General features: G+C 66.6%; 21 protein-coding genes and 1 tRNA gene. 9 read left to right on the forward strand and 13 right to left on the reverse strand.

The annotated features are described in order from the left end of the window. Nucleotides 1–135 precede the first annotated feature (135 nt). A complete protein-coding gene (locus ACE026_RS10755) occupies nt 136–1,041 on the reverse strand; it encodes an aspartyl/asparaginyl beta-hydroxylase domain-containing protein (RefSeq protein ID WP_070472400.1) in 906 nt (301 codons plus the stop codon). Nucleotides 1,042–1,258: 217 nt separating this feature from the next. On the opposite strand from ACE026_RS10755, the gene ACE026_RS10760 reads away from it, so the two are divergent. Together ACE026_RS10760 and ACE026_RS10765 are read left to right on the forward strand one after the other, a co-directional pair. Beyond that, a complete protein-coding gene (locus ACE026_RS10760; RefSeq protein WP_486038987.1) occupies nt 1,259–2,215 on the forward strand; it encodes an alpha/beta fold hydrolase in 957 nt (318 codons plus the stop codon). A 200-nt stretch (nt 2,216–2,415) separates the two neighbouring features. Beyond that, entirely contained in the window at nt 2,416–3,069 is a 654-nt protein-coding gene (locus ACE026_RS10765; RefSeq protein ID WP_486038988.1) for an RIO1 family regulatory kinase/ATPase domain-containing protein, read from the forward strand. Nucleotides 3,070–3,100: 31 nt separating this feature from the next. Here ACE026_RS10765 and ACE026_RS10770 read toward each other — a convergent pair whose 3' ends face one another. Further along, nucleotides 3,101–3,439, reverse strand: a complete 339-nt coding sequence (locus ACE026_RS10770; protein WP_070472404.1) for a P-II family nitrogen regulator — start codon at nt 3,437–3,439, stop codon at nt 3,101–3,103. A gap of 126 nt (nt 3,440–3,565) precedes the next feature. Between ACE026_RS10770 and ubiK the strand changes: the two genes are divergently transcribed. Next, nucleotides 3,566–3,826: a ubiquinone biosynthesis accessory factor UbiK gene (gene ubiK / locus ACE026_RS10775; protein ID WP_121040696.1), complete on the forward strand. Its 261-nt coding sequence runs from the start codon at nt 3,566–3,568 to the stop codon at nt 3,824–3,826. Nucleotides 3,827–3,893: 67 nt separating this feature from the next. Then, nucleotides 3,894–4,298 (forward strand): hypothetical protein, encoded by a 405-nt coding sequence (locus ACE026_RS10780; RefSeq protein WP_486038989.1) that lies wholly within the window; start codon nt 3,894–3,896, stop codon nt 4,296–4,298. Nucleotides 4,299–4,307: 9 nt separating this feature from the next. Here the strand turns inward: ACE026_RS10780 and yidA are convergent, their stop codons facing one another. Then, the gene (yidA, locus tag ACE026_RS10785) at nt 4,308–5,147 is read right to left on the reverse strand and encodes a sugar-phosphatase (protein ID WP_486038990.1); all 840 of its coding nucleotides are present in this window, start codon (nt 5,145–5,147) and stop codon (nt 4,308–4,310) included. 159 nt (nt 5,148–5,306) lie between these two features. Here yidA and ACE026_RS10790 point away from each other — a divergent pair, with 159 nt between their 5' ends. From ACE026_RS10790 to ACE026_RS10800, 3 genes are all read left to right on the forward strand, one after another. Continuing rightward, nucleotides 5,307–6,812 (forward strand): YifB family Mg chelatase-like AAA ATPase, encoded by a 1,506-nt coding sequence (locus ACE026_RS10790; protein ID WP_486038991.1) that lies wholly within the window; start codon nt 5,307–5,309, stop codon nt 6,810–6,812. 121 nt (nt 6,813–6,933) lie between these two features. After that, nucleotides 6,934–7,422 (forward strand): hypothetical protein, encoded by a 489-nt coding sequence (locus tag ACE026_RS10795; protein ID WP_486038992.1) that lies wholly within the window; start codon nt 6,934–6,936, stop codon nt 7,420–7,422. 60 nt (nt 7,423–7,482) lie between these two features. After that, the gene (locus tag ACE026_RS10800; RefSeq protein WP_486038993.1) at nt 7,483–7,959 is read left to right on the forward strand and encodes a YcxB family protein; all 477 of its coding nucleotides are present in this window, start codon (nt 7,483–7,485) and stop codon (nt 7,957–7,959) included. A 16-nt stretch (nt 7,960–7,975) separates the two neighbouring features. Here the strand turns inward: ACE026_RS10800 and ACE026_RS10805 are convergent, their stop codons facing one another. Beyond that, nucleotides 7,976–8,926 (reverse strand): glutathione S-transferase family protein, encoded by a 951-nt coding sequence (locus tag ACE026_RS10805; RefSeq protein ID WP_486039140.1) that lies wholly within the window; start codon nt 8,924–8,926, stop codon nt 7,976–7,978. A 196-nt stretch (nt 8,927–9,122) separates the two neighbouring features. Here ACE026_RS10805 and ACE026_RS10810 point away from each other — a divergent pair, with 196 nt between their 5' ends. After that, nucleotides 9,123–9,794 carry a VOC family protein gene (locus ACE026_RS10810; protein ID WP_486038994.1) on the forward strand — a complete coding sequence of 224 codons (672 nt, stop codon included), beginning with the start codon at nt 9,123–9,125 and terminating at the stop codon, nt 9,792–9,794. Nucleotides 9,795–9,859: 65 nt separating this feature from the next. Here the strand turns inward: ACE026_RS10810 and ACE026_RS10815 are convergent, their stop codons facing one another. The 3 genes from ACE026_RS10815 to ubiA all read right to left on the reverse strand — a co-directional run bounded on the left by ACE026_RS10815 (nt 9,860) and on the right by ubiA (nt 12,687). Continuing rightward, nucleotides 9,860–10,003 (reverse strand): hypothetical protein, encoded by a 144-nt coding sequence (locus ACE026_RS10815; RefSeq protein WP_346467656.1) that lies wholly within the window; start codon nt 10,001–10,003, stop codon nt 9,860–9,862. A 267-nt stretch (nt 10,004–10,270) separates the two neighbouring features. After that, the gene (locus tag ACE026_RS10820) at nt 10,271–11,662 is read right to left on the reverse strand and encodes a short-chain fatty acid transporter (protein WP_486039141.1); all 1,392 of its coding nucleotides are present in this window, start codon (nt 11,660–11,662) and stop codon (nt 10,271–10,273) included. Nucleotides 11,663–11,793: 131 nt separating this feature from the next. Next, nucleotides 11,794–12,687, reverse strand: coding sequence for a 4-hydroxybenzoate octaprenyltransferase (gene ubiA / locus ACE026_RS10825; RefSeq protein WP_486038995.1), 894 nt, complete (start codon nt 12,685–12,687; stop codon nt 11,794–11,796). A gap of 158 nt (nt 12,688–12,845) precedes the next feature. On the opposite strand from ubiA, the gene ACE026_RS10830 reads away from it, so the two are divergent. Continuing rightward, nucleotides 12,846–12,922: transfer RNA gene (locus ACE026_RS10830), tRNA-Arg, on the forward strand. A gap of 186 nt (nt 12,923–13,108) precedes the next feature. Here the strand turns inward: ACE026_RS10830 and ACE026_RS10835 are convergent. The 6 genes from ACE026_RS10835 to ACE026_RS10860 form a co-directional block, all read right to left on the reverse strand. Further along, entirely contained in the window at nt 13,109–13,891 is a 783-nt protein-coding gene (locus ACE026_RS10835) for a SapC family protein (RefSeq protein WP_486038996.1), read from the reverse strand. A 69-nt stretch (nt 13,892–13,960) separates the two neighbouring features. Beyond that, a complete protein-coding gene (locus ACE026_RS10840; RefSeq protein ID WP_486038997.1) occupies nt 13,961–15,691 on the reverse strand; it encodes a putative porin in 1,731 nt (576 codons plus the stop codon). 50 nt (nt 15,692–15,741) lie between these two features. Further along, entirely contained in the window at nt 15,742–16,434 is a 693-nt protein-coding gene (locus tag ACE026_RS10845) for an energy transducer TonB family protein (protein ID WP_486038998.1), read from the reverse strand. A 4-nt stretch (nt 16,435–16,438) separates the two neighbouring features. After that, nucleotides 16,439–16,852: an ExbD/TolR family protein gene (locus tag ACE026_RS10850; protein ID WP_088433529.1), complete on the reverse strand. Its 414-nt coding sequence runs from the start codon at nt 16,850–16,852 to the stop codon at nt 16,439–16,441. A gap of 10 nt (nt 16,853–16,862) precedes the next feature. Further along, a complete protein-coding gene (locus ACE026_RS10855; RefSeq protein ID WP_486038999.1) occupies nt 16,863–18,674 on the reverse strand; it encodes a DUF2341 domain-containing protein in 1,812 nt (603 codons plus the stop codon). A gap of 37 nt (nt 18,675–18,711) precedes the next feature. After that, nucleotides 18,712–20,325: a ShlB/FhaC/HecB family hemolysin secretion/activation protein gene (locus tag ACE026_RS10860; protein ID WP_486039000.1), complete on the reverse strand. Its 1,614-nt coding sequence runs from the start codon at nt 20,323–20,325 to the stop codon at nt 18,712–18,714. Between the last annotated feature and the right edge of the window lie 127 nt (nt 20,326–20,452).

Consider the following 20,452-nt stretch of genomic DNA (forward strand, 5'->3'; position numbering starts at 1 on the left):
CACCGACCGTTGGTCGGTGCGCCCTGAAACCGCGATGCATGCGGACAAACAAAAAACCCGCGCTGGCGACAGCGCGGGTTTTTTGCGTTTACGGTAGTGCCGGCCGCTGGCCGGCAACCTCATGAAACCAAGGCCTCAGATCGCCCAGATCCCAGCAATCACCGCCACCACCAGGCCCCACTTGATCACCTGGTAGGCCACCACGCTGCGCTCGCGCAGGGCCTTGGCCTTCAGGCGCACCTTGTAGACGCTGCCGAAGGCCTTGTTGACGCCACCGGTCGGGTCACCCGGCAGGTTTGGCGAGGCACCACCGGCCAGCAGCGTGGAGGCCACCGCGCGGTTGAACAGGCCCGGCAGGCCGAAGCGCAGCGGGCGGGCGATGTCGCAGAACAGGATCACCCGGTCGTCGGGCGTCTCGTTGTGCGCGTGGTGGATGTAGGTCTCATCGAACATCATCCACTCGCCATCACGCCAGCTCTTCTTGATGCCATCCACCACGATGTAGCAGCCATCGTCGTTCGGCGTGGCCAGGCCCAGGTGCAGACGCAGCGAGCCGGCGAAGGGATCGCGGTGCGGGCGCAGTTCGCTGCCCGAGGGCAGCTGGGCGAACATCGCCGCACGCACGTCCGGCAGTGATTCCAGCAGCGCGGTGGTCTTCGGGCACAGCGCCTTGGCCGAGGGGTGCGAGGGGCCGTACCACTTCAGATAGAAGCGCTTCCAGCCACGACGGAAGAACGAGTTGAAGCCGGCATCGTTGAACGTGCTGGACGCGGCGATCTTGTCCGCGTCGCGCAGGGCCAGCGCTTCGTCGCGGATCATCTGCCAGTTCTGGCGCAGCGGCTCGAGCTGCGGGAATTCCTTGCCCGGATCCAGGAACGGCGTGGTCGGTACCTTCGAGAACGCGTACATGATCACGTTGATCGGGGCCATGAAGCTGGAGTGGTCCAGCAGCTGGCGCGACCAGCGCGCACGCACTTTGCCGCGGTAATGGATGTACAGCACGCAGGCGATGAACAGCCCTGCCAGCACGATCTTGATCATCAGTCTTCCTCCGGCATGGCCGGACCCGAAATGGTGGGGGCGATGCACGGCAGTGACCGGCATCGATAGGGCGGCAGGAGGCGGGGACGTGCCGGGGAGGGGCGGCCGCCGATGTCGCGAGCAACAGCATATGGTCGGCAGCGCCCGCGTCGCGGTCAAGCACGAGGTGGGCGGCGTTCAGCGCAGCGTGGCTGAACAGACCGCCTAGACTGTCCCGATGCACGGTCCCGCCGCCTTCGATCCCTACCCCGCCCTCAGCCAAGCCTACCAAGGGTTTTTCGACCCGGTAGCCGGTGCTGTGGCGCCACGTGCGGAGCGCATTGAAGGTTCCTTCGGCGCCCTGCAACTGGATCGCCATGGCCCTGCCGACGCCGCGCTGAGCGTGGTGCTGGTGCATGGCGCCGGCGGTTACGGGCGCATGTTTGCGCCACTGGCACAGCGCCTGGCGGTGGCCGGCCATGAGGTATTGGCCCCCGATCTGCCGGGCTACGGGCTCAGCCCCGCGCCCTGGTCACAGGTGGACTACGCGGCGTGGAAGCGCACCCTGCTGACGCTCATCGAGGCCGAACACGCACAGCGCGCGCGACCCTTCGTCCTGCTCGGTGCCAGCATCGGCGGCTACCTGGCCTATCTGGTCGCCGCCGAATCGCCTTGGGTGCGCGGTCTGGTGGCCACCACCCTGGCCGACCCGCGCGATCCCGCCGTGCAGGCTGCGCTGGTGCGGAAGCCCTGGATGCGTCGGCTGCTGCCTGCCCTGCGCCCCTTGAGCCGGCTGACCCGCGGCCTGCGCGTGCCGGTGCGCTGGTTCACCCACATGGACCGGATGTCGCGCGATCCCGCGCTGTCAGCGCTGGTCTGCCGCGACCCGCTGGGCGGCGGCAACCGGGTACCGCTGGGCCTGCTCGCGTCCTTGTTCGACACCCCGCCAGCCGAGGAGCCCGAGCAGTTCACCCGTTGCCCGGTGTTGATGGTCCATCCCGCGTGCGACGCGTGGACGCCGGTTCAGATCAGCGATCCCTTCTTCGAGCGGCTGGCCGCGCCCCGCCAGCGGGTGCTGCTGGAGGCGTGCGGTCACTTCCCGATAGAACAGCCAGGCCTGGACCAGTTGCGCGACGCACTCCTGCCGTTCCTTCAACGGATTGCTCAATCGCCCGCCACCCAAGCGACTGATTGAAAACGAAATTATTCCAAACGATACAAGATTGTCCGCTTCAGCGTGACGAACTGTTCCACGCTGGGCGACGACATTTCTCCGACATCATCTGGATTCGTGTACTGGCGAGTACTAAAATTAACGAAATCTTTAGTTCCCCACAGTAAGCAGCACCGGTACGCCTGACGCATTGCGCCGACCGCCGGGTCGCACAGACCCCTATGAACACAATTGTTGCCCCGTGTGTCGATGACACCGCCCCCGCCGAGCTGCTCAAGCGCGGCGAACGCCTCCTGGAACCTGACGTCTACCGCACCTGCCTCAATGGTCAGCCCGCGGTGGTCAAGGATTACACCCGTTACCGCGGCACCCCGCTGTCGCCGATCGCGCGCCTGCTGGTCCGCCGCGAAGCACGCATCCTGCAGCGCCTCAGCGGCTGGAAGCACGCCCCGGCCCTGCTCGGCACCATCGGTGGCCTGGCGCTGGGCATGGAGTTCATTCCCGGCCAGACCCTGAGCGCGGCCCAGTCGGTCGGCGTGGAGGTGTTCGAGCAGCTGCAGTACGCGCTCACCCGCCTGCATGCCGCCGGCATCACCCACAACGATCTGCATGGCACCAATGTAATGGTCAGCGGTGGCGTGCCGGTGCTGGTGGATTTCACCTCGGCCTGGCGCAGCCCGCGCTGGCTGCCGGTGCACCCGGTCTCGCGCCAGCTGCGCCGCAGCGACATGAAGAACCTGCTGAAGATGCGCCAGCGCCTGACCGGCGAGCGCCCCAGCGCCTCCGAGGCGGCCCAGGTGGCCGACCCGCGCTGGGTGGCTGGCGTGCGCGCGGCCTGGAAGCGCTTCTACCGCAGGTTCAAGGGCCACGCCTGATCGAGGGTGCCCCCGGGAAAGCCGGCGCGCGTTACAGCGCGTCGGCGTCCAGTTCGCCGGTGCGGATGCGCACCACGCTGCCCAGGTCGTACACGAAGACCTTGCCGTCGCCGATCTTGCCGGTGCCGGCGGCTTTGACAATGGCTTCCACCACCTCCTCGACCTGATTGTCGACGACGGCCACCTCGATCTTCACCTTGGGCAGGAAATCGACCACGTACTCCGCCCCGCGGTAAAGCTCGGTGTGGCCTTTCTGCCGCCCGAAGCCCTTGACCTCGGTGACCGTGATCCCGGTGACGCCGCGCTCGGCCAGTGCTTCGCGCACATCGTCGAGCTTGAACGGCTTGACCACCGCCATGACCATCTTCATCCGTCTGCACTCCTGTGTTCCAGGCTGCGAGGATAACGCCTGTCCGCCGGTGAACGCGATGCACGCGGTCCGTGCTGCCGGCAGCGTGGCGCCTTATCCTTGGCGTATACCCCGCGGAGCCGCAGCATGATCGACCTCAACCACCTCGATGACCTCGCCCGCCGCCTGAGCGACATGGTCCCACCGGGCCTGCGCCAGTCGCGCGAAGAACTGCAGGCCACCTTCAAGACCGCGCTGCAGGCCGGGCTGGGCAAGCTGGACCTGGTGACCCGCGAGGAGTTCGATGTGCAGCGTGCCGTGCTGCTGCGCACCCGCGAGAAGCTGGAGGCGCTGGAGAAGGTGGTGGCCGAGCTGGAAGCGCGTGGGGCGGCTGCGCCTCGCGAGTGAGGCAACGCCAGGATCTGCGGAGGCGGCAGCGGCTGCCCTCCATCCACGATGCGAAAAGGACGTCTGAATGAGTGAACAAGGTTCCCAGATGCTGGCTATCGCCGGTGCCAGCCTCGCGGCGGTGATCGCCGCACTGTGCCTGATGCGGTTCATGCGCATTGACGGTGTGCGCTCGCGCAACGCCTACCGCATCGTGTTCTCCGGGTTGGCCGCCCTGCTCGCACCGACATTGATTGTCGCAGGCCATGGTGTTCTGCCTGCTCCATTCATCGCCTGTATACCTGTCCTGGCGTTCAACCTGACGTCCATCAGCGAACTGGAGCTGGGTGCGCTCGGCCTGCTCGCCATCGGCGCAGGCAAGGGTACCGGGGAGATGTGGGTCTTCACCCTGCCGACCCTGCTGGTGTTTGCACTGATGATGGCCTTGCCTTGGTCGCACGCAAAGCCGCGCCGCAGCGGCGCAGGCGAGTAACGCGCACGATCACACGTCCTGCAGCACGAACCGCTCGATCGCCAACGCTACGCCATCCTCGGCGTTGCTCGCCGTCTCGAAGCGCGCCGTCTGCTTCACCGCCGGAATCGCGTTGCCCATGGCGACGCTTGTCCCGGCGAACTGCAGCATGGTCAGGTCGTTCTCCTGGTCGCCGACCGCCATCACGTTGGCCCGGTCCACCCCCAGATGCGCGGCCAGCTTCTCCAGGCTCGGCCCCTTCCCGGCCCGATGATCGAACACCTCCAGGAAGAACGGCGCGCTCTTGAGCACCGCGAAGCGATCGGTCAGTTCCGACGGCAGGCGCTGGATGGCCGCATCCAGCACCTCCGGCTCATCGATCATCATGAGTTTGATGAACTGCATCGCCGGGTCCATATCCGCCACCCGGCGATACGACAGTGGCACATTCGACAGGTGCGAATCGGCCACTGTGTAGATACTGATGTCCTGGTTGGGCGTATACATGCGCCGGCCATCGAGCGCCTGGAAATGGATGCCCAGCTCGCGCGAGATCCGCTCGCAGAAGACGAAATCCTCGAAGCTCAGCGGAAACTCGATGACGCGCTGGCCGCTACCGATGTTCTGCACCACGGCGCCATTGCAGGCGATGCAGTAATCCTGCTCGCTCTCGATACCCAACTGTTGCAGGAACGGCGCCATGCCGGACACCGGGCGGCCACTGGCCAGCACCACTTGGACGCCCTGCGCGCGGGCGCGCGCGATGGCGTGCATGACCCGGGGCGTGAGCATGTGCGCGGGATCGAGCAGGGTCCCGTCCATATCGATGGCGACCAGTTCGATGGGGCCGGAGCGGTGGTGCATATCCATGGTGTTCGACGGCGTGGAGCGTGGGGGCATCCAGTCTAGCGGCAGTACCGGACACGGTGGCGGCGATTGCCTACCCCACGGCGCGGCAAGTGCCGATGGATCGGGTGCTCCATGCGCTGCCATTGTGCTCGGCATGCTGCAGACCCCGGAAACAACCGCATGAGCCTTGCGCTGGTGCACAGCCGTGCCCGCGCCGGCGTCAAAGCGCCGGCCGTACGGATCGAGGTATTTCTGTCCGGCGGGTTGCCGCATACCCAGATCGTGGGGCTGCCTGCCGCCGCCGTGCGGGAATCGCGTGACCGCGTGCGTGCTGCGCTGATCTGCGCGCGGTTCGAGTTTCCACAGCGGCGCATCACCATCAACCTGGCCCCGGCCGATCTGCCCAAGGAGGGCGGGCGATTCGATCTGGCCATCGCGCTGGGCATTCTCGCCGCCAGCGGTCAGATCGATGCGCAGTCGCTGGACAGGTTCGAGTTCCTGGGCGAGCTGGCCCTCACCGGTGAACTGCGCGGAGTCGACGGCGTCCTGCCTGCCGCGATCGCTGCCGCCCGGGACGGTCGCAGCCTCATCGTGGCCGCCGCGAACAGCGAAGAGGCCGCACTGGCCCAGCACGCCGACGTCCGCGTTGCCCGCACCCTGCTGGAGGTCTGCAGCGCCCTTGAGAGCGGCACGCTGCCACCTGCCGTGGCGGCTGACCCACTGCCGGCCAGCATTCCCGACCTGCGCGACGTGCGCGGCCAGCTGCAGGCGCGCCGGGCGCTGGAGGTCGCGGCGGCCGGCGGGCATCACCTGTTGCTGCTCGGCACGCCCGGCTGCGGCAAGACCCTGCTGGCCTCGCGCCTGCCCGGCATCCTGCCCGCCGCCAGCGAGCTGGAGGCCCTGGAAGCGGCCACCATCGCCTCGTGCAGCGGCCAGGGCATTGATGCGGGACGCTGGCGGCAGCGGCCCTACAGAGCGCCGCACCACACCGCCAGCGCCGTCGCGCTGATTGGCGGCGGCTCGCATCCGCGCCCTGGCGAGATCTCGCTGGCGCACAACGGCGTGTTGTTCCTGGATGAACTGCCCGAATGGAGTCGACACGCGCTGGAGGTCATGCGCGAGCCGATCGAATCCGGGGTGGCCGTGGTCAGCCGCGCGGCCCGCACCGAGCGCTTTCCTGCGCGGTTTCAGCTCGTTGCGGCAATGAATCCGTGCCCGTGTGGCTGGGCCGGGGATCGCAGCGGGCGCTGTCTCTGCACCGAGGAGGTCATCCGTCGCTACCGCGGGCGTGTCTCCGGGCCATTGATGGACCGCATCGATCTGCATGTGGAAGTGCCTCGGCTGGACCCGCGCGAGCTGCGCGATGACGCGCCGCTGGGCGAGGACAGTGCGAGTGTTCGCGCCCGTGTGGTGGCCGCGCGGGAAGTGCAGTTGCTGCGAAGTGGCAAGGCCAATGCACAGCTGCTGCCGTTCGAGCTGAGCGAGCATTGCCGGCTGTCACGAGAGGATCAGCAACTGCTGGAGGATGCAGTGGAGCGGTTGCAGCTGTCAGCGCGCTCGATGCATCGCATCCTGCGGGTGGCGCGGACATTGGCGGATCTGGGCCATGCGCAGGACATCGCGACGGCGCATGTGGCAGAGGCGATCGGGTATCGGCAGTTGGATCGAGGGATGGGGGTGCAATAGCAGTGCATCGGCGACCACCACATCCCACGCCACGCAACCAATCTGCCAGCAACGTTGGCCCTCGCGGTCAAGCACACACAGTGCCAGCAGGGAGCAGGAATCACATGGAGAGACGCTACACATGAAAAATACCGTAGGCATCGGACGCATCGCATCGTCTGCCGTTGTTGCCAGCCCCTCTGCCAGCGCTACGGCACTGCGGCATTCGGCTGCGAATATCGCTCTCTCAAGAGCAGGGGATGCGAGGACCCTCGTCAACGCGGCACTTACCCAGAGAACCGACGCCATGCGCGCCGCAACCGGCGGCCCTACCGATGAGATGCGGACAGCCCTCGCAAAGCTGGCCTCCGACTACCTATCAGGGAATTCCAGGATCAACCCGTTCAAGACGCTTGAGGGAACGCTCCTCATGGGAGTCATAGCGAATACCAATGCGGTCTTCACTGAGGACGAGCGTCGCGCGGCATTCGTCGAAGCGGAGTCTCGAGGAATACTGACGTCCGGGCCCCGCAACAATGCCATCAGCGCCTATACGACGACGCAGGCGTTCCAGAACATCGGTACGAAGACTCTCTTCGCTCACATCGCCCAGCACCGGTCCCAGAAGTGAAGTACTGTCGTTCAGCCGCGCTCAGCGACACACGGAACATGGCACTTCACTGCAATGGCGATGACTTCCAAGCACATCCAAGGAGCGTATGTGGAGCACACAGGTCCGCGCATCGAGATCGACGTGTCGTACCAGCTTGCGGAGTACCGGCAGTTGCTGCATGAAGTCATCGCGATGGACATGGTGGCCAGGAACGAGCATCTGAATCGCGCCAGCCCTTGGAGCTGGCCGATCGTGCAGAGCGTCGTCCTGGCCATTGTGGTGCCGCCGATCTTTGCCTGGAAGATGCTTCGCGTCGGTCGCTGTGCGTTCGTCTTCAGTGCGGCAGGCATCTCGCGCACGAGCAAAGGCAGGACTGCCTTCCGAACATGGCACCAGGTGAAGCACGTGCAGCGGTTGCAGGCGGCTTATCTCATCGAACTGGTAGAGGGCGGCGCGATGCCCATTCCCTTCCGGGAAATGGACACGGAGCAACACCAGCAGTTTGAGCGTCTGCTGGCATCTGTGCCGGTGGTGATCCTGGAACCAGCTCACTGACGGATTGGCAGCCGCCTCAGTAAGCCCGCTCCGGCCCCACCGGCACGATCCCCGACGGATTGAGATGCCGATGGCTCTCGTAATAGTGATGCTTGATGTGCTGGAAGTTCACCGTATCCGCCACCTCGGGAATCGCCATCATCCGCGCCACGAACGCATGCAGGCCAACGAAGTCCGCAATGCGCCGCACGTTGCACTTGAAGTGCACGTAGTACACCGAATCGAAGCGGATCAACGTCGTGAACAGACGGATATCGGCTTCGGTCATGGCATCGCCCACCAGCCACGCGTGTTGCTGCAGTCGCTCGTCCAACCAGGTGAGCGTATCGAACAACGGCCCAACAGCCTCTTCGTACGCCTCCTGCGTTGACGCAAAACCCGCTTGGTAAACTCCGTTGTTGACGGTGGCATAGACGCGTTCGTTGATCGCGTCGATCTCAGCACGCAGCGCGGCCGGATAGAAGTCACCGGCCTTCGCACCCAATCCGTCATAGGCTGTGTTGAACATCCGGATGATGTCCGCCGATTCATTGCTGACGATCGTCCCGCGCTCGCGATCCCACAGCACCGGCACGGTCACCTTGCCGGTCATTCCCGGCTTGGCGGCGGCGTACAGTTCGTGCAGATAGCGCGCGCCGCGTTCGGGCTCCGGCGTCACCTGCGGGCCGGGCTCAAAGTTCCAACCCTGATCGCCCATGTGCCAGTTCACCACCGACGCCGGCACCAGATCTTCCAGGCCCTTCAGCGCGCGCACGATGAGCGTGCGGTGTGCCCACGGGCAGGCGAGACTTACATACAGGCGGAACCGCCCAGGCGCCGCTTTGACACCAGGCTCGCCATTCGGGCCAGCACTGCCGTCGGCGCTCAACCAATCGCGGAAGGTGGACTCCTCGCGCTTGAAATGACCGTCCTTGTCAGCGGCACCCGCGGTGCCTTCCTGCCATGTTCCCTCGACCAGCATGCCCATCGCGGGACTACTCCTCTGATAGTGGTGTGTGGTGCGCCGGTGGTGCGTCCCGGCATCGATACATCGTTGTAGCAAATGCGGCAGCAATGCCCGGTGATAGGTGGCCGCGATCGGCTTATGGTGCATCGGGTTCATCAATGAGACACACGCATCTGCGGCAGAATGTCGACGTATCAATGTGGAGACTTACACCACCATGCGCATCCACCAGATCGATCTTCCCGTGTCCGATGTCGCCGCCACCGTGGCGTACTTCCGCGATGAACTTCAGCTGCCGGTTGAGGGCTCGGCCGTGCGCATCGGCTGGAGCACCCTACAGCTGCAACCCGCAGGATCGAACCCGGTCGGCGGTGTGCACCTGGCGTTCAACGTACCGGCCAATCGCTTCGAAGCGGCCACCGACTGGCTCAGAGCACGCGCCACTCTGCAGCGCGATCTGAAAGGCCATGACCACTTCACCTTCGATGGCCGCTGGGATTCGGAGTCGATCTACTTCACCGGGCCGGACGACCTGATCCTGGAGTTGATCGCGCGGCGGCGCCTCCCTGCCGGCGCGCGTCAGGGGGAGTTCCATGGCAGCGAGATGACCTGCATCAGTGAGGTTGGCCTGCCCGCTGAAGACGTGGGCGAAGTGCAGGCGAAGGCCGAGGCGGCCTTCGGGTTGAATCCGTTGTCACAGCCGACACCGCACTTCGCACCCCTCGGCGATGACGAAGGCCTGTTGATCGTGGTCGATGCCACGCGCCGCTGGTTCCCCGAGCAGAAAGTGCTGCCGAATGCGCGCGGCCTCCGCGTCGTGTTGCATGACGTCGTGCCTGGCGCGGTGGTCGCAGACGATGCGCTGGGCTGGCACCTGCGCTCGGCCTGAGCAGGCCGCAGACGAACGAAGCCCCGCCGGAGCGGGGCTTCAGTTCACACAACAGCCAGCTGGGCTCACTCTTCCTCGTCCTGCTGGCCGCCCTGCTGCTGGTTCTGGTTGCGCTGCTGCTGTTCCTGCTGCTGTTGCTGCTGCTGATCGCGACCACGTTCGGCCTGCTCACCGCGCTGATTCGGGTTCTGCTGGTTCTGCTGAGCCATCTCGATTCTCCGGTTGCCGCAAACGGAATGTCGCGGTCGGGGCCATCCTCTGCAGGGGCAGGTTAACGACGTGTGGGGGTTTGCATACGAACACGTCAACGCATCCGCGCCGACGTCTTCCGCGGTGTCAGGGCCCATGCAGCAGTAGGCGTTGCCCTGCATATGAACGGTTCGAATTCCCTTATTCCAAGGCCTTCCAACCCCCTCAATGTGTCACTGAACAGGGCATCTTCCAGCCTGCGCATGGAGATGACGCGCAGATGACGATCACGGCATCACCGGTGGCACATAGGTGAGCGTCATGCCGAGCAGCCACAGCAAGCCAAGCACCAGCGGGATGTGCACCAGCAGCTGGATGAAGGTGAAGCCGACGATGTCACGCGCCTTCAACCCAAGCACACCCAGCAGCGGCAGCATCCAGAACGGGTTGATCAGGTTCGGCAGCGCCTCGGCCGCGTTGTAGACCTGCACCGCCCAGCCCAGGTGGGCCTTGAGCTCGTTGGCAGCCTGCATGACGTACGGTGCTTCGATGATCCACTTGCCGCCGCCGGACGGCACGAAGAAGCCGAGCACCGCCGAGTACACGCCCATCACCAGCGCAAAGGTGTCGGTGGTGGCGATATGCACGAACAGCGTGGAGAGGCGATGGGCGAGGGTCTCATCGCCACTGCCGGCGGCGTGGGTGAGGATCATCGCGATGCCGCCATACAGCGGGAACTGGATCAGCACGCCGGTGGTGCTCGGTACGGCTTTGGCCACGGCGTTGAGGAAGCTGCGCGGGCGCCAGTGCAGCAGCAGGCCGAGCGAGATGAACAGGAAGTTGTAGGTGTTGAGGTTGGCGATGGCGGTGACGACCGGCTTGCTGGCGAACTCGCCGAACAGCCAGCCGAACGCGAGCAGCGAGAGCAGCACGGTCAGCAGCGGGCTGTACTCCAGCCACTCGCCGGGGCGGGTGCGCGGCTGCAGCGGCTCGGCCTCGGCGCGGGCGGCGCCTTCGAAGTCTTTGGCCGTGCGCGCGGTGGCGGCGCCGGGTGCGGTGAGCCAGGCAATCAGCAGCGACACCAGGATCAGCGCGGATGTCAGCGCGATCGACTGCCACAGGAAGATGGTTTCGGTGAAGGGCAGCACGCCGGTGATTTCCACCAGGCCGGGCGGCATGCTGGCCGGGTTGGCCTGCAGCTGGGCGGCCGAGGAGCTCAGGCCCATCGCCCAGACCGCGCCGAGGCCAAGGTAGGCCGAGGCACCGGCGGCGCGGTAGTCCATGTTGAGTGCTTCGCGACGCGCCAGTGCGCGCACCAGCAGGCCGCCGAACACCAGCGAGAAGCCCCAGCTGAGCAGCGAGGCGAGCATGCTGATCAGGCCGACATAGACCACCGCCCCACGGCCGGTCTTGGGCACACGGGCCAACAGCTCGATGAAGCGCGCCACGATCGGTGCGGTGGCGACCGCATAGCCACCGATGACCACGAAGGCCATCTGCATGGTGAAGGGGATCAGGCTCCAGAAGCCCTCGCCGAAGGCGGTGGCGGTGGCCTGCGGAGTTGCGCCGAAGCCCATCGCGGCGGCCGCGACGATGACCACGCCGAGCACCGCGAACACATAGGCATCCGGGAACCACTTTTCCGCCCAGGCGGCCGAGCGCAGTGCCGCGCGCGCCATCCAGCCGTCCTGCACCACCGTCGACGTGTTCATGGCCCACCCTCCCCGATCATTCAATGGGAGCGATTCTGGGCGCTGGGAACGGCGCTGTCAGTCGCCTAATGGTCGTAGTGCATGGGTCGGGTACCCCCTCAGCGCAGCGCCAGCGATACCGCGATGCCGGCGAACAGCGCGGCCCCGACCCAGTTGTTGTGCAGGAAGGCCTTGAAGCACGGGTCGCGCTCGCGCTTGCGGGCGATCCAGAACTCGTAGGCGATCAACCCTGCGGCAACGCCGACGCCGACGCCGTAATAGAACCCCAGCCCGGCGCGCAGGCCGACGAGCGCCATCGTGCCCAGGAACAGCGCGTAGAGAATCCCCTGGATGACCAGGTCCAGATCCCCGAACAGGATCGCGGTCGAATGCGAGCCCATCTTCAGGTCGTCATCGCGGTCGACCATGGCGTACCAAGTGTCATACGCGGTGGACCACAGGATGTTGGCGCCGTACAGCAGCCAGCCGATCACCGGCACCTCGCCCTGCACCGCGGCGAAGGCCATCGGGATGCCCCAGCCGAAGGCCATGCCGAGGTAGACCTGCGGCAGGTGGGTGTAGCGCTTCAGGTAAGGATAGCTGGCGGCCAGGAACACGCCGATGAAGCTCATGCCGATGGTGAGCCAGTTCAGGGTCAGCACCAGGGCGAAGGCGACGATCATCAGCCCGGCGAACAGGGCCAGCGCCTCACGGCCGGACACGGCCCCACTGGCCAGCGGGCGGTCCTTGGTGCGCTTGACGTGCGGGTCCAGCCAGCGGTCGGCGTAATCGTTGATCACGCACCCGGCCGAGCGGGTCAGCCAGACGCCGGCGGTGAACACGAACAGCGTCCACAGCGGCGGCCGCCCGCCGGAGGCCAGCCACAGCGCCCACCAGGTGGGCCAGAGCAGCAGCAGGGTGCCGATCGGGCGGTCGGCGCGCATCAGTTTCCAGTAGTGCCGCCAGCGCGACGGGGGCGCCGCCTCGGGCGCTTCAAAACGTTCGTAAGCCATCGGTAAAGGATACCGCCTGGGCTGGCCGGGCGCGCCGCCGCCGGGCGCATCGGTGCAGGGGGCAGACCTGCGCGGCGTTTACGGATAGAATGCTCCTCCCGCGCCGCTTTGGCGGTCCGTGGCCCCATCAGGCGGCCCGGCGGGACGCAGGACACAACGCGCTCGTAGCTCAGCCGGATAGAGTAGTGGCTTCCGAAGCCATTGGTCGGGGGTTCGAATCCCTCCGGGCGCACCATCTTCGCCATCTTCCCTTGCAGGTATTTCCGCTGCTGCGCGCCTTTGTGCGCTCGGACGGAGTGCCGTGCCGGCTGCCGCGCGCGAACGCACCGGATCGGGTGCCGCACAGATGACGCCACTCGAAGGGCTGGTCTTCCCACCGGCCTGGAGTGACGACACCTGCACGGCGCCCCGGTAGAACAGGTCAGCCGGCGGCGAGGTCGGCGAAGCGACCCAGCGAAGCCAGGTGGAAATACACCGGCGCCAGCCAGCCCTGGCGATGCCAGTGCACGAGGGTGGCATCCGGCAGCGCATCCAGGCGTGCGGGATCGACGACATGGAAACCCTGCAGGCTGTGGCGGCGGCCATCGGCCAGGACCACGTCGGCCTGGCGCTCGATCAGCACGCCGGCCTCGGCCAATGCGGCAGTGAAGGCTCGCGTGGCGATGTCTTCGCGGGTGAAGGCGTCGCAGAACTGCAGGGCATGACGCGTCATGGCCGAGGGCTGGTCGCCCTCGAACAGCGGCTGCCCCTGCTCGCCTTCCTGCACCACCATGTCCGCGTCGGCATCGATGGCCAGCACGTAGCCGTCCGGATCGGTAGTGCGCGCAAACACGAACGGGTAGCGCCGCACGTAGGCGGGAATGTAGGCGCGGGCCTGCCACTGGTCAGCGATGACGAAGCGGTTCTGCCCTGCTTCCAGGCCGAGCACGGCGAGCGGCAGATGATCGGGACCGGCGAAGACCAGCGGATACGCACGCGAGGCTTCGGCGAACTCACCGATCATCAGCGGAATCGAGTGACTGCCGGCAGCAAACGCGGCGCCGGTCTGGCGGACCCGCCAGTGGGCGTGGAACTGCGACGACAGTATGACCGGGCGGCGGTAGAGCATGGGCCAGCTGGCCGGTGGCGTGGCGTTGTCAGCCTGTGCCGAGCCGGTATCGACATCGTCGCTGACATCAGGCGCGAGGGTAGTGTCGGTGTTCATGGTGGGATTCCAAGGTAGGGCGGCAGTGGGGGGGGGCATGCCGCCTCCCGAAGACATGCCGGGTGTCGATCAGAAACCTGCGTTGACTTCCAGCTGGAAGACGTCGATCGACAACGGGGCGCCGGTCACTTCCTTGGCGGCCATCCAGCGCCCGGTCAGCCACACGTTCTTGTCGAACATGTAGGAGCTGCTCAGGTAGTAGCCCTTGGCATTGGTGCCACCGAGGTGGAAGTTGGAATCATTGTAGGCATCGGGCAGCGCATCGCCTTCCAGGCGTTTGTAGCCCACCGCCAGGTTCCAGTCACCGGCCTGCTTCATCGCCAGCTGGCCGAAGGTCGCCTGGGCCATATACGCCATGTCGCCGCTCTGGATGTCCTGCGGCCCGGCCATGCCGTTGGCGGCGGTGCCCAGGTTGGTGACGATGCCGCCCTGCGCGCGTTCCCACATGCGGTTGGGATCGTAGGCCAGGTTCTTGATCGCGTGCCCTTCCAAGCGCAGGGCATTGCCCGCGAACAGCGGCGTTTCCCAGGCCAGGTTGAGGTCGAGCAGTTCGAACTCGGAGGCCAGGCCGACGTACTGCGGCATCGGCGTGTTGGCCGGATCGAGCGGATTGAGCGCGATGTTCCGCAGCAGCATCAGCGTGTTGCCCTTCTGCATGAACGCAGGGCGCGACCAGTCGCTGCTGCAGAAGTCCGCACCGGCATACAGCGCGCACGGCTGCGAGTACTCGCCGGCGATGTTGCGGAAATCGTAGTAGCCGACCGCGGCGCGCAGCTTCTGCGCATCACCGAACTGCCACTCGGCGCCGACCTGCGCGCCGTTGAGCCACTTGTTCTCGCTCTTCATCTTGTCCTGGCTGGTGTTGGGGAAGCTGTCGGAGGAGTACTCCAGCGGCGTCAGCCCCAGCGTGGCGAAAAAGGACAGACCGTCATCGCCGATCGGCTGCGCGTATTTGAACGCCAGGCCGTCGAAGTTGAGGTCGTTGGAGAACAGCGTGTCAGTGGACCAGTACGGGTTGCCGAAGCGGCCACCGAGGATGTCCAGCCCCGCCACCGGTGACCACGACAGCCACGCCTGGTCGAGCCAGGCATCTTTCTTGGCCAGGCCGCCGCCCAGCGTCTGGGTGGACGACACCGGGCCGTTGTCGTTGCCGGTGGCCAGGCGCACGCCGGCACGGGTGTGCTCACCCAGTTCGGCGATCACGCCCAGGCGTGCACGGATGCGCCAGGAATTGTTGCGGTCCTGGCGGGTATTGCGCAGCGGCGGCAGATCCAGGTTGGTGTTGCCGTTGACGTCGTAGCCGTTGCCGGCGTTGATCCGCGCCCAGTCCACTTCGATGTCGCTGTTGCGCTCGGAGTACAGGCGGCTTTCGTTGCGCACGCGCACATCGCCCTGCACGCGCAGGCGCTGGGTCCATTCGGGTACCTGGTCCGGCGCGGCCCAGCGTTCGGCCTTGGCCTCGGCCATGACGCTGGCTTTGACCTCTTCGCGGATCTCATCACGCACGGTCTGCGGGATGTAGGGCACGCGCACGTCACCGGGCTGTGCGGCAATCGCGGTGGTGGCCGGCGCTGCCGGGGCTGCGGCCGATTCGCGCTGCGCTTCCAGCAGCAGGGCCTGGCCGGCCTCGGGCTTGAGCGCGCCGCTGTCCATCAGGCCGCGGATCAGCTTGATCATGGTGCTCTCGCCGCCCGCGGCCTGGGCGTGGGCGCCGCCGCTGACCAGAACCAGCGCGACGCCGGTGGCGATGGCGGTGCTGCGCAGTCCCAGCAGCGCGGAGTGAAGGGTTGAACGGGTCATCGGCTTGCTCGCAGAAAGAAAATATCAGGGAAGAAGAAAGACAGCGCAGCTCATCCGGCCGGGCGACGGCCCTGCACCAGCACGCGTGCGGGGAAGCTCAACGACGCCGGTGGCCGCTCGTCGATGCGGCCGATCGCGCGGATCGCCTGCAGCACCGCTTCATCGGCTTCGGTGTTGCCGCTGCCGCGCGCGAGCTCGACGCGGGTCACCTGCCCGGCGTCATCCAGCCAGACGTTGACCGTCAGCTGGAAGGCCAGGCGCTGCACCTTGGGATCACGTGCCACGGCTTGTTGCAGCACGTAGCCCAGGTAACGGCCGTAACTCGCGTTGCCGGCGCCACCGGCACCGACGCCACTGCGCCCGCCGCCGGAACCGGATTGGATACCGAAGCTGTCGCCGCCGGCCTGCGCGTCGGCATCCATCGTCACCGGGTCGGCGGTGTCCGGCGTCGGCGCCTCTTCGGTGGGCTTGGGTACCTCGTCCAGCGGCTCGGGCTCGGGCATGACCTCTTCAGGGGTCACCTCCGGCTCGGGCTCGGGCTCCGGTGGGGGCGGCGGCGGTGGCGGCGGCAACATCACCATCGGGATCTCGGCCACGGGCCGGCGGGTACTGGCGGTGTCCTTGAACAGCAGGTACCAGAGCAGCAACGCCACGGCCGCCAGGCCGACGATCAACGCCGCCACGGGCCACCAGCGGCGCCACGCAGGCACGCTGTCACCGCTGCGGGAGTGGAGGGAAGTCACGCCCTCACCCCTGCACTTTGCCGGTGACCAGGCCGACCTGGGTCAGCTCGATCTTGCGCAGCAGGTCGAGCACTTCGACTACACGCGCGTACTGCACCTGCGCATCGCCGCGCACGATCACCGGGATATCCGGGTTCAGCGCTTTCTCCGTGCGCAGGCGATCCTCCAGCTCGGCCAGGCTGACCGGGTAGGCGTCCAGGAAGATCTGGCCGGCGTTGTCGACCGTGATCGCCTTGGTCTTGGGCTTCTCCAGCGCCATGCTGGAACTGGCCTTCGGCAGGTTGACCTCGATCCCGGGAATGGTGGCGTTGCTGGTGAGGATGAAGATCACCAGCACCACCAGCAGCACGTCCACGAACGGGGTGACGTTGATGCCTTTTTCGCGTTTCTTGATGCCGAACCGCTTTGCCCTGGCCATGGTGGTCTCCTCAGGCCAGCGCCGGGCGCGCTGCGGCGGCCGGTGCGGTGCGGTCGAACTCTTCGGCCAGGCGCGCGGTGAACTCATCGACAAACACCGACATGTCCGCCGCGATCGCTTCAGCGCGCGAGGCCAGCCAGTTGTAGCCAAACAGCGCCGGTATCGCGACGCCCAGGCCGGCTGCCGTACACAGCAAGGCGGCTGCCATGCCCGGGGCCACCGAGTTGATGTCCACCGCGCCGGCCATCGCCGCCACCGCAAACACCAGCATGATGCCGATCACGGTGCCGAACAGGCCGATGTACGGCGCGCCTTCGATCGTGGTGGAGAGCCAGTTCATGCGCTTGGACATGCGCTCGGTCTCGCGCGTGACTTCGGCATCCATCGAGGCGCGGATAGAGGTGATCGCCGCGGCGGTGAGGCCGTGGTGGTGCGAACCGCGGCCGTCCATTTCGTCCATCGCGATGCGGTACAGGCGCCACAGCGTGGAGTCGTCGCGAATCTGCGGGGCCAGGCTGCCGGTACGTTCCAGCGCCTGCAGCGATGCGACCGGTGCACCGGTGACCTTCTTGTACTGGGCGGTGAAAGCCTCGTTGGCCTTGGCCACGGTACCGAAGTAGCGGCTCTTGGCGATCATGATCGCCCACGACAGCAGCAGCATCAGGCCCAGCACGATCACCACCACCCAGGCATCGACCGGCATCGCCTTGAGGATGAAGCCGAAGTGGCTCACACCGGCCGATTGCTCGTCTTCGCCGAACGCGATCAGGCGCGACTCGGCGCCCTGCGCGGTGGCATCGGCCAGCAGCGCGGTGGCCGGGCGCGCCACTTTGGACACGCGCACTTCATCGATCACACCCAGGAACGGCTGCGCGGCCGGGAGGGCCGCCGCATCACCCGCGGCGCCCGAGGCGAGTGCGTCACCACCGAGCAGGGCTTCACCGGTGAAGGCCGGCAGGCCGGTGGCAAGCCGCACCGCTTCGCGGCCGGCGACGTACAGGATCACCGCATTCTCGGTGCTGGTCACCGCCACGTGTGCCCACTGGCCGGCCACCAGTGCCGGGATCGGCTGGCTGCGCTGGTCGTTGACGCGCACGTAGGGCACGCCGTTGTCGAGGCCGACGAGCAGGACGTTGTCGCCTTCGCGGCGGCTGTAGATCGCCTGGTCCGGGCCGAGCTGGTCCGGTTTGATCCAGGCCGAGACGGTCATCGCACCATTGGCCACCACCGCAAGCGACGGTGCGCCCGGCAAGTGCAGCGGTGTACCTGCGAACTGGGCGCCACGGCCGATGATGGCGCCGTCGGCCGGCTTGAACTCACCGGTGAGCGTGTTGACGTAGGCGGTGGTGTCGCGTGCCTCGGTGCCGCTGTCGGCGAAGTGATAGACCGCGCTGTAGTCCGGATCGAACACGCGCTGGCCATTGGCCGCCCCCGGTGCCCCGGCGTTGCCGTAGTACATCCAGATCGTCTGCGCCGCGGTACCGCTGATCGTAGGCACATCCACCCAGATCAGGGCCATGCCCAGCGCCGCGTCGTACTGCTCCACCTGGTGGTTGAGCACCGTGTGGCCATCGGCACCGATGAAGCGCAGGTCGTTGCCGCCCTCGGCAACGCCATCAAAGGCGAAGTTGCCGGTGTGCAGGCGGATGAGCACGGGGGTGCGCCCGAGATTGCCGCCCAGGGCGGCACCGTTGGGGCTGGCATCGAGCGTGATCGGTTTGCGGTACTTCCAATCGGCCTGCCACCACGCGGTTTCCGCGTGGGCGACGCCGAGCGTGGACATGCTCAGACAGAACAACAACAGGGCAAGAAGGCGTTGCATGGACGGTATCTCCGGAAAATGCTTGGGAAAGTCAGGCTCAGTAGCTGGCGCCGACGCTCAGGTGCAGGCGGTTGGCATCTTTGGTCGTGGTCGGGCCGTCGCGCAGCGTCCGGCCGTAGTCGAAGCGGAGGTTGTAGTGCTCGCCGATGCGCAGGCTGCTGCCCACGCCGATGGCGCTCATCGCGGCGCTGTCGGCCTGCTCAGGCAGTGGCCGGCGCAGGCCCAGCCAGGCGCCATCGAGGAAGCCGTAGAAGCGCCAGTCCTGCAGGCCCCACAGGCCGAGCGGACGCGTGCGCCATTCCAGCGTGGCCAGCGCGCCGTAATCGCCGATGCCTTCGGCCGAGCGATAGCCACGTGTAGTGAACATGCCGCCGGCGGCGAACTGCTCGCCGGAGACCAGCGGCTGGTCAGTCATCTGCGCCGACAGCCGCGCGAACCACTGCGCACCACTGGCCAGCGTGTAGGTGTCGCTCAGCTCCAGCTTGAGCGCGAAGAAGCTGGGATCGGCGTAGGCGCGCTTCCAGTCGAACTCATCGTCCGTGCTGCCATAGCCGAACAGGCTGCGTGCACCGAACACCGCCTGCACGCCGACATTGAGCTGGTGCTTGGTGCCCTGGCGGAAGCCGCTGTAGGCCACGGTCACCGGCGCGTACTTGAGCGGGGCGAAATCCGAGGCCTGGCCGACCATCGCGACCGATTCGTCCAGATCCTTGAAGTCGACACCGGCCGAGAGCTGGTGCCACCAGGCGCCCGTCATCGGGAAGGTGTGGCTGAGCTTGACGCCGACCGCGTGGCCCTTGCCGGTGACATTGGTCTGGCCGGTGGACACCACGTTGCTGTCGGAGCGGTAGCCGGAGAAATCCAGCATCCAGTCCGGGCTGCCCAACGGCAGACCGTAGGCACCGGACCACACGTTGGCCTGGTCCAGGTCCTGCGGCGCGGCGAAGAAGGTCAGCGAGGCGGTGTGCTCGCGCTGCCAGAGGTTGTCGTGGCCGACGGTAAGGATGCTGCGCAGCGGCTCGGTGTCCACGCTGTGGTCGTTGTTGAGCGTGGCGCTGTAGCGCCAAGGGGATGTGTCGTCGACCTTGAGCTCCACATCCATCGTGCCGTCGGCAACACCTGGCTTGACCAGCGGCACGACCTGACGCTTGCCGCCGCGGTTGAGTTCGGTCAGCTGCGCCTGCGCGCGCTCGAAGTCCGGCACGGCGCCTGCCTGCAGCGCCGGCACGCGCTCGGCCAGACGTGCAGGATCGTTGTGCTCGGCGCCGACCACCTTGACTTGGCCGATGCGGGTTTCGGTGACCTGCAGGATCACTACGCCGCCATCGACCTGCTGCTCGGGCAGATCCACATAAACCGACTGGTAGCCCTTGCCCTGGTAGGCCGACTGCAGCGCCGCACGGGCCGCCTCGACGTCCTGCAGGGTGCGGCCGGGGCCGAGATGCGGGGAGACGGCCTGCTCGATGTCGCGCGCGCCGAGCACGGTGTTGCCGCGCACCAGGTACTCGTTGATGTTGACGCGGGCAGCCGGAGTCGCCATCGGGGCCGCGCCGCCGTCGGCAGGCGCGGTCTGTGCGTTGGCCAGCGAGATCGCGCAGAGCAGGCCCAGTGGCAGGGATGCCCGTGCCAGCGCCGGGGAGATTGAAGACATCAGTGGCTTCTCAATACGGAAAGGGAGGCAGATGCGCAGGAGGTGAGCGTGCGCAACGGCGGTAACAGTGCCGTTGCACCGGCAAGGCAGTTGCGCGCGCGCGTGGGGTTGGCCACGCACGCTGGCC

Source organism: Stenotrophomonas sp. AGC87 (genome assembly GCF_057333975.1).

What these genes read in the sequence shown, in the direction of transcription:
- ACE026_RS10755 (WP_070472400.1), bottom strand. Translation starts at nt 1,041, where the DNA reads ATGATCAAGATCGTGCTGGCAGGGCTGTTCATCGCCTGCGTGCTGTAC.
- ACE026_RS10760 (WP_486038987.1), top strand. Translation starts at nt 1,259, where the DNA reads ATGCACGGTCCCGCCGCCTTCGATCCCTACCCCGCCCTCAGCCAAGCC.
- ACE026_RS10765 (WP_486038988.1), top strand. Translation starts at nt 2,416, where the DNA reads ATGAACACAATTGTTGCCCCGTGTGTCGATGACACCGCCCCCGCCGAG.
- ACE026_RS10770 (WP_070472404.1), bottom strand. Translation starts at nt 3,439, where the DNA reads ATGAAGATGGTCATGGCGGTGGTCAAGCCGTTCAAGCTCGACGATGTG.
- ubiK (WP_121040696.1), top strand. Translation starts at nt 3,566, where the DNA reads ATGATCGACCTCAACCACCTCGATGACCTCGCCCGCCGCCTGAGCGAC.
- ACE026_RS10780 (WP_486038989.1), top strand. Translation starts at nt 3,894, where the DNA reads ATGAGTGAACAAGGTTCCCAGATGCTGGCTATCGCCGGTGCCAGCCTC.
- yidA (WP_486038990.1), bottom strand. Translation starts at nt 5,147, where the DNA reads ATGGATATGCACCACCGCTCCGGCCCCATCGAACTGGTCGCCATCGAT.
- ACE026_RS10790 (WP_486038991.1), top strand. Translation starts at nt 5,307, where the DNA reads ATGAGCCTTGCGCTGGTGCACAGCCGTGCCCGCGCCGGCGTCAAAGCG.
- ACE026_RS10795 (WP_486038992.1), top strand. Translation starts at nt 6,934, where the DNA reads ATGAAAAATACCGTAGGCATCGGACGCATCGCATCGTCTGCCGTTGTT.
- ACE026_RS10800 (WP_486038993.1), top strand. Translation starts at nt 7,483, where the DNA reads ATGACTTCCAAGCACATCCAAGGAGCGTATGTGGAGCACACAGGTCCG.
- ACE026_RS10805 (WP_486039140.1), bottom strand. Translation starts at nt 8,926, where the DNA reads ATGGGCATGCTGGTCGAGGGAACATGGCAGGAAGGCACCGCGGGTGCC.
- ACE026_RS10810 (WP_486038994.1), top strand. Translation starts at nt 9,123, where the DNA reads ATGCGCATCCACCAGATCGATCTTCCCGTGTCCGATGTCGCCGCCACC.
- ACE026_RS10815 (WP_346467656.1), bottom strand. Translation starts at nt 10,003, where the DNA reads ATGGCTCAGCAGAACCAGCAGAACCCGAATCAGCGCGGTGAGCAGGCC.
- ACE026_RS10820 (WP_486039141.1), bottom strand. Translation starts at nt 11,662, where the DNA reads ATGGCGCGCGCGGCACTGCGCTCGGCCGCCTGGGCGGAAAAGTGGTTC.
- ubiA (WP_486038995.1), bottom strand. Translation starts at nt 12,687, where the DNA reads ATGGCTTACGAACGTTTTGAAGCGCCCGAGGCGGCGCCCCCGTCGCGC.
- ACE026_RS10835 (WP_486038996.1), bottom strand. Translation starts at nt 13,891, where the DNA reads ATGAACACCGACACTACCCTCGCGCCTGATGTCAGCGACGATGTCGAT.
- ACE026_RS10840 (WP_486038997.1), bottom strand. Translation starts at nt 15,691, where the DNA reads ATGACCCGTTCAACCCTTCACTCCGCGCTGCTGGGACTGCGCAGCACC.
- ACE026_RS10850 (WP_088433529.1), bottom strand. Translation starts at nt 16,852, where the DNA reads ATGGCCAGGGCAAAGCGGTTCGGCATCAAGAAACGCGAAAAAGGCATC.
- ACE026_RS10855 (WP_486038999.1), bottom strand. Translation starts at nt 18,674, where the DNA reads ATGCAACGCCTTCTTGCCCTGTTGTTGTTCTGTCTGAGCATGTCCACG.
- ACE026_RS10860 (WP_486039000.1), bottom strand. Translation starts at nt 20,325, where the DNA reads ATGTCTTCAATCTCCCCGGCGCTGGCACGGGCATCCCTGCCACTGGGC.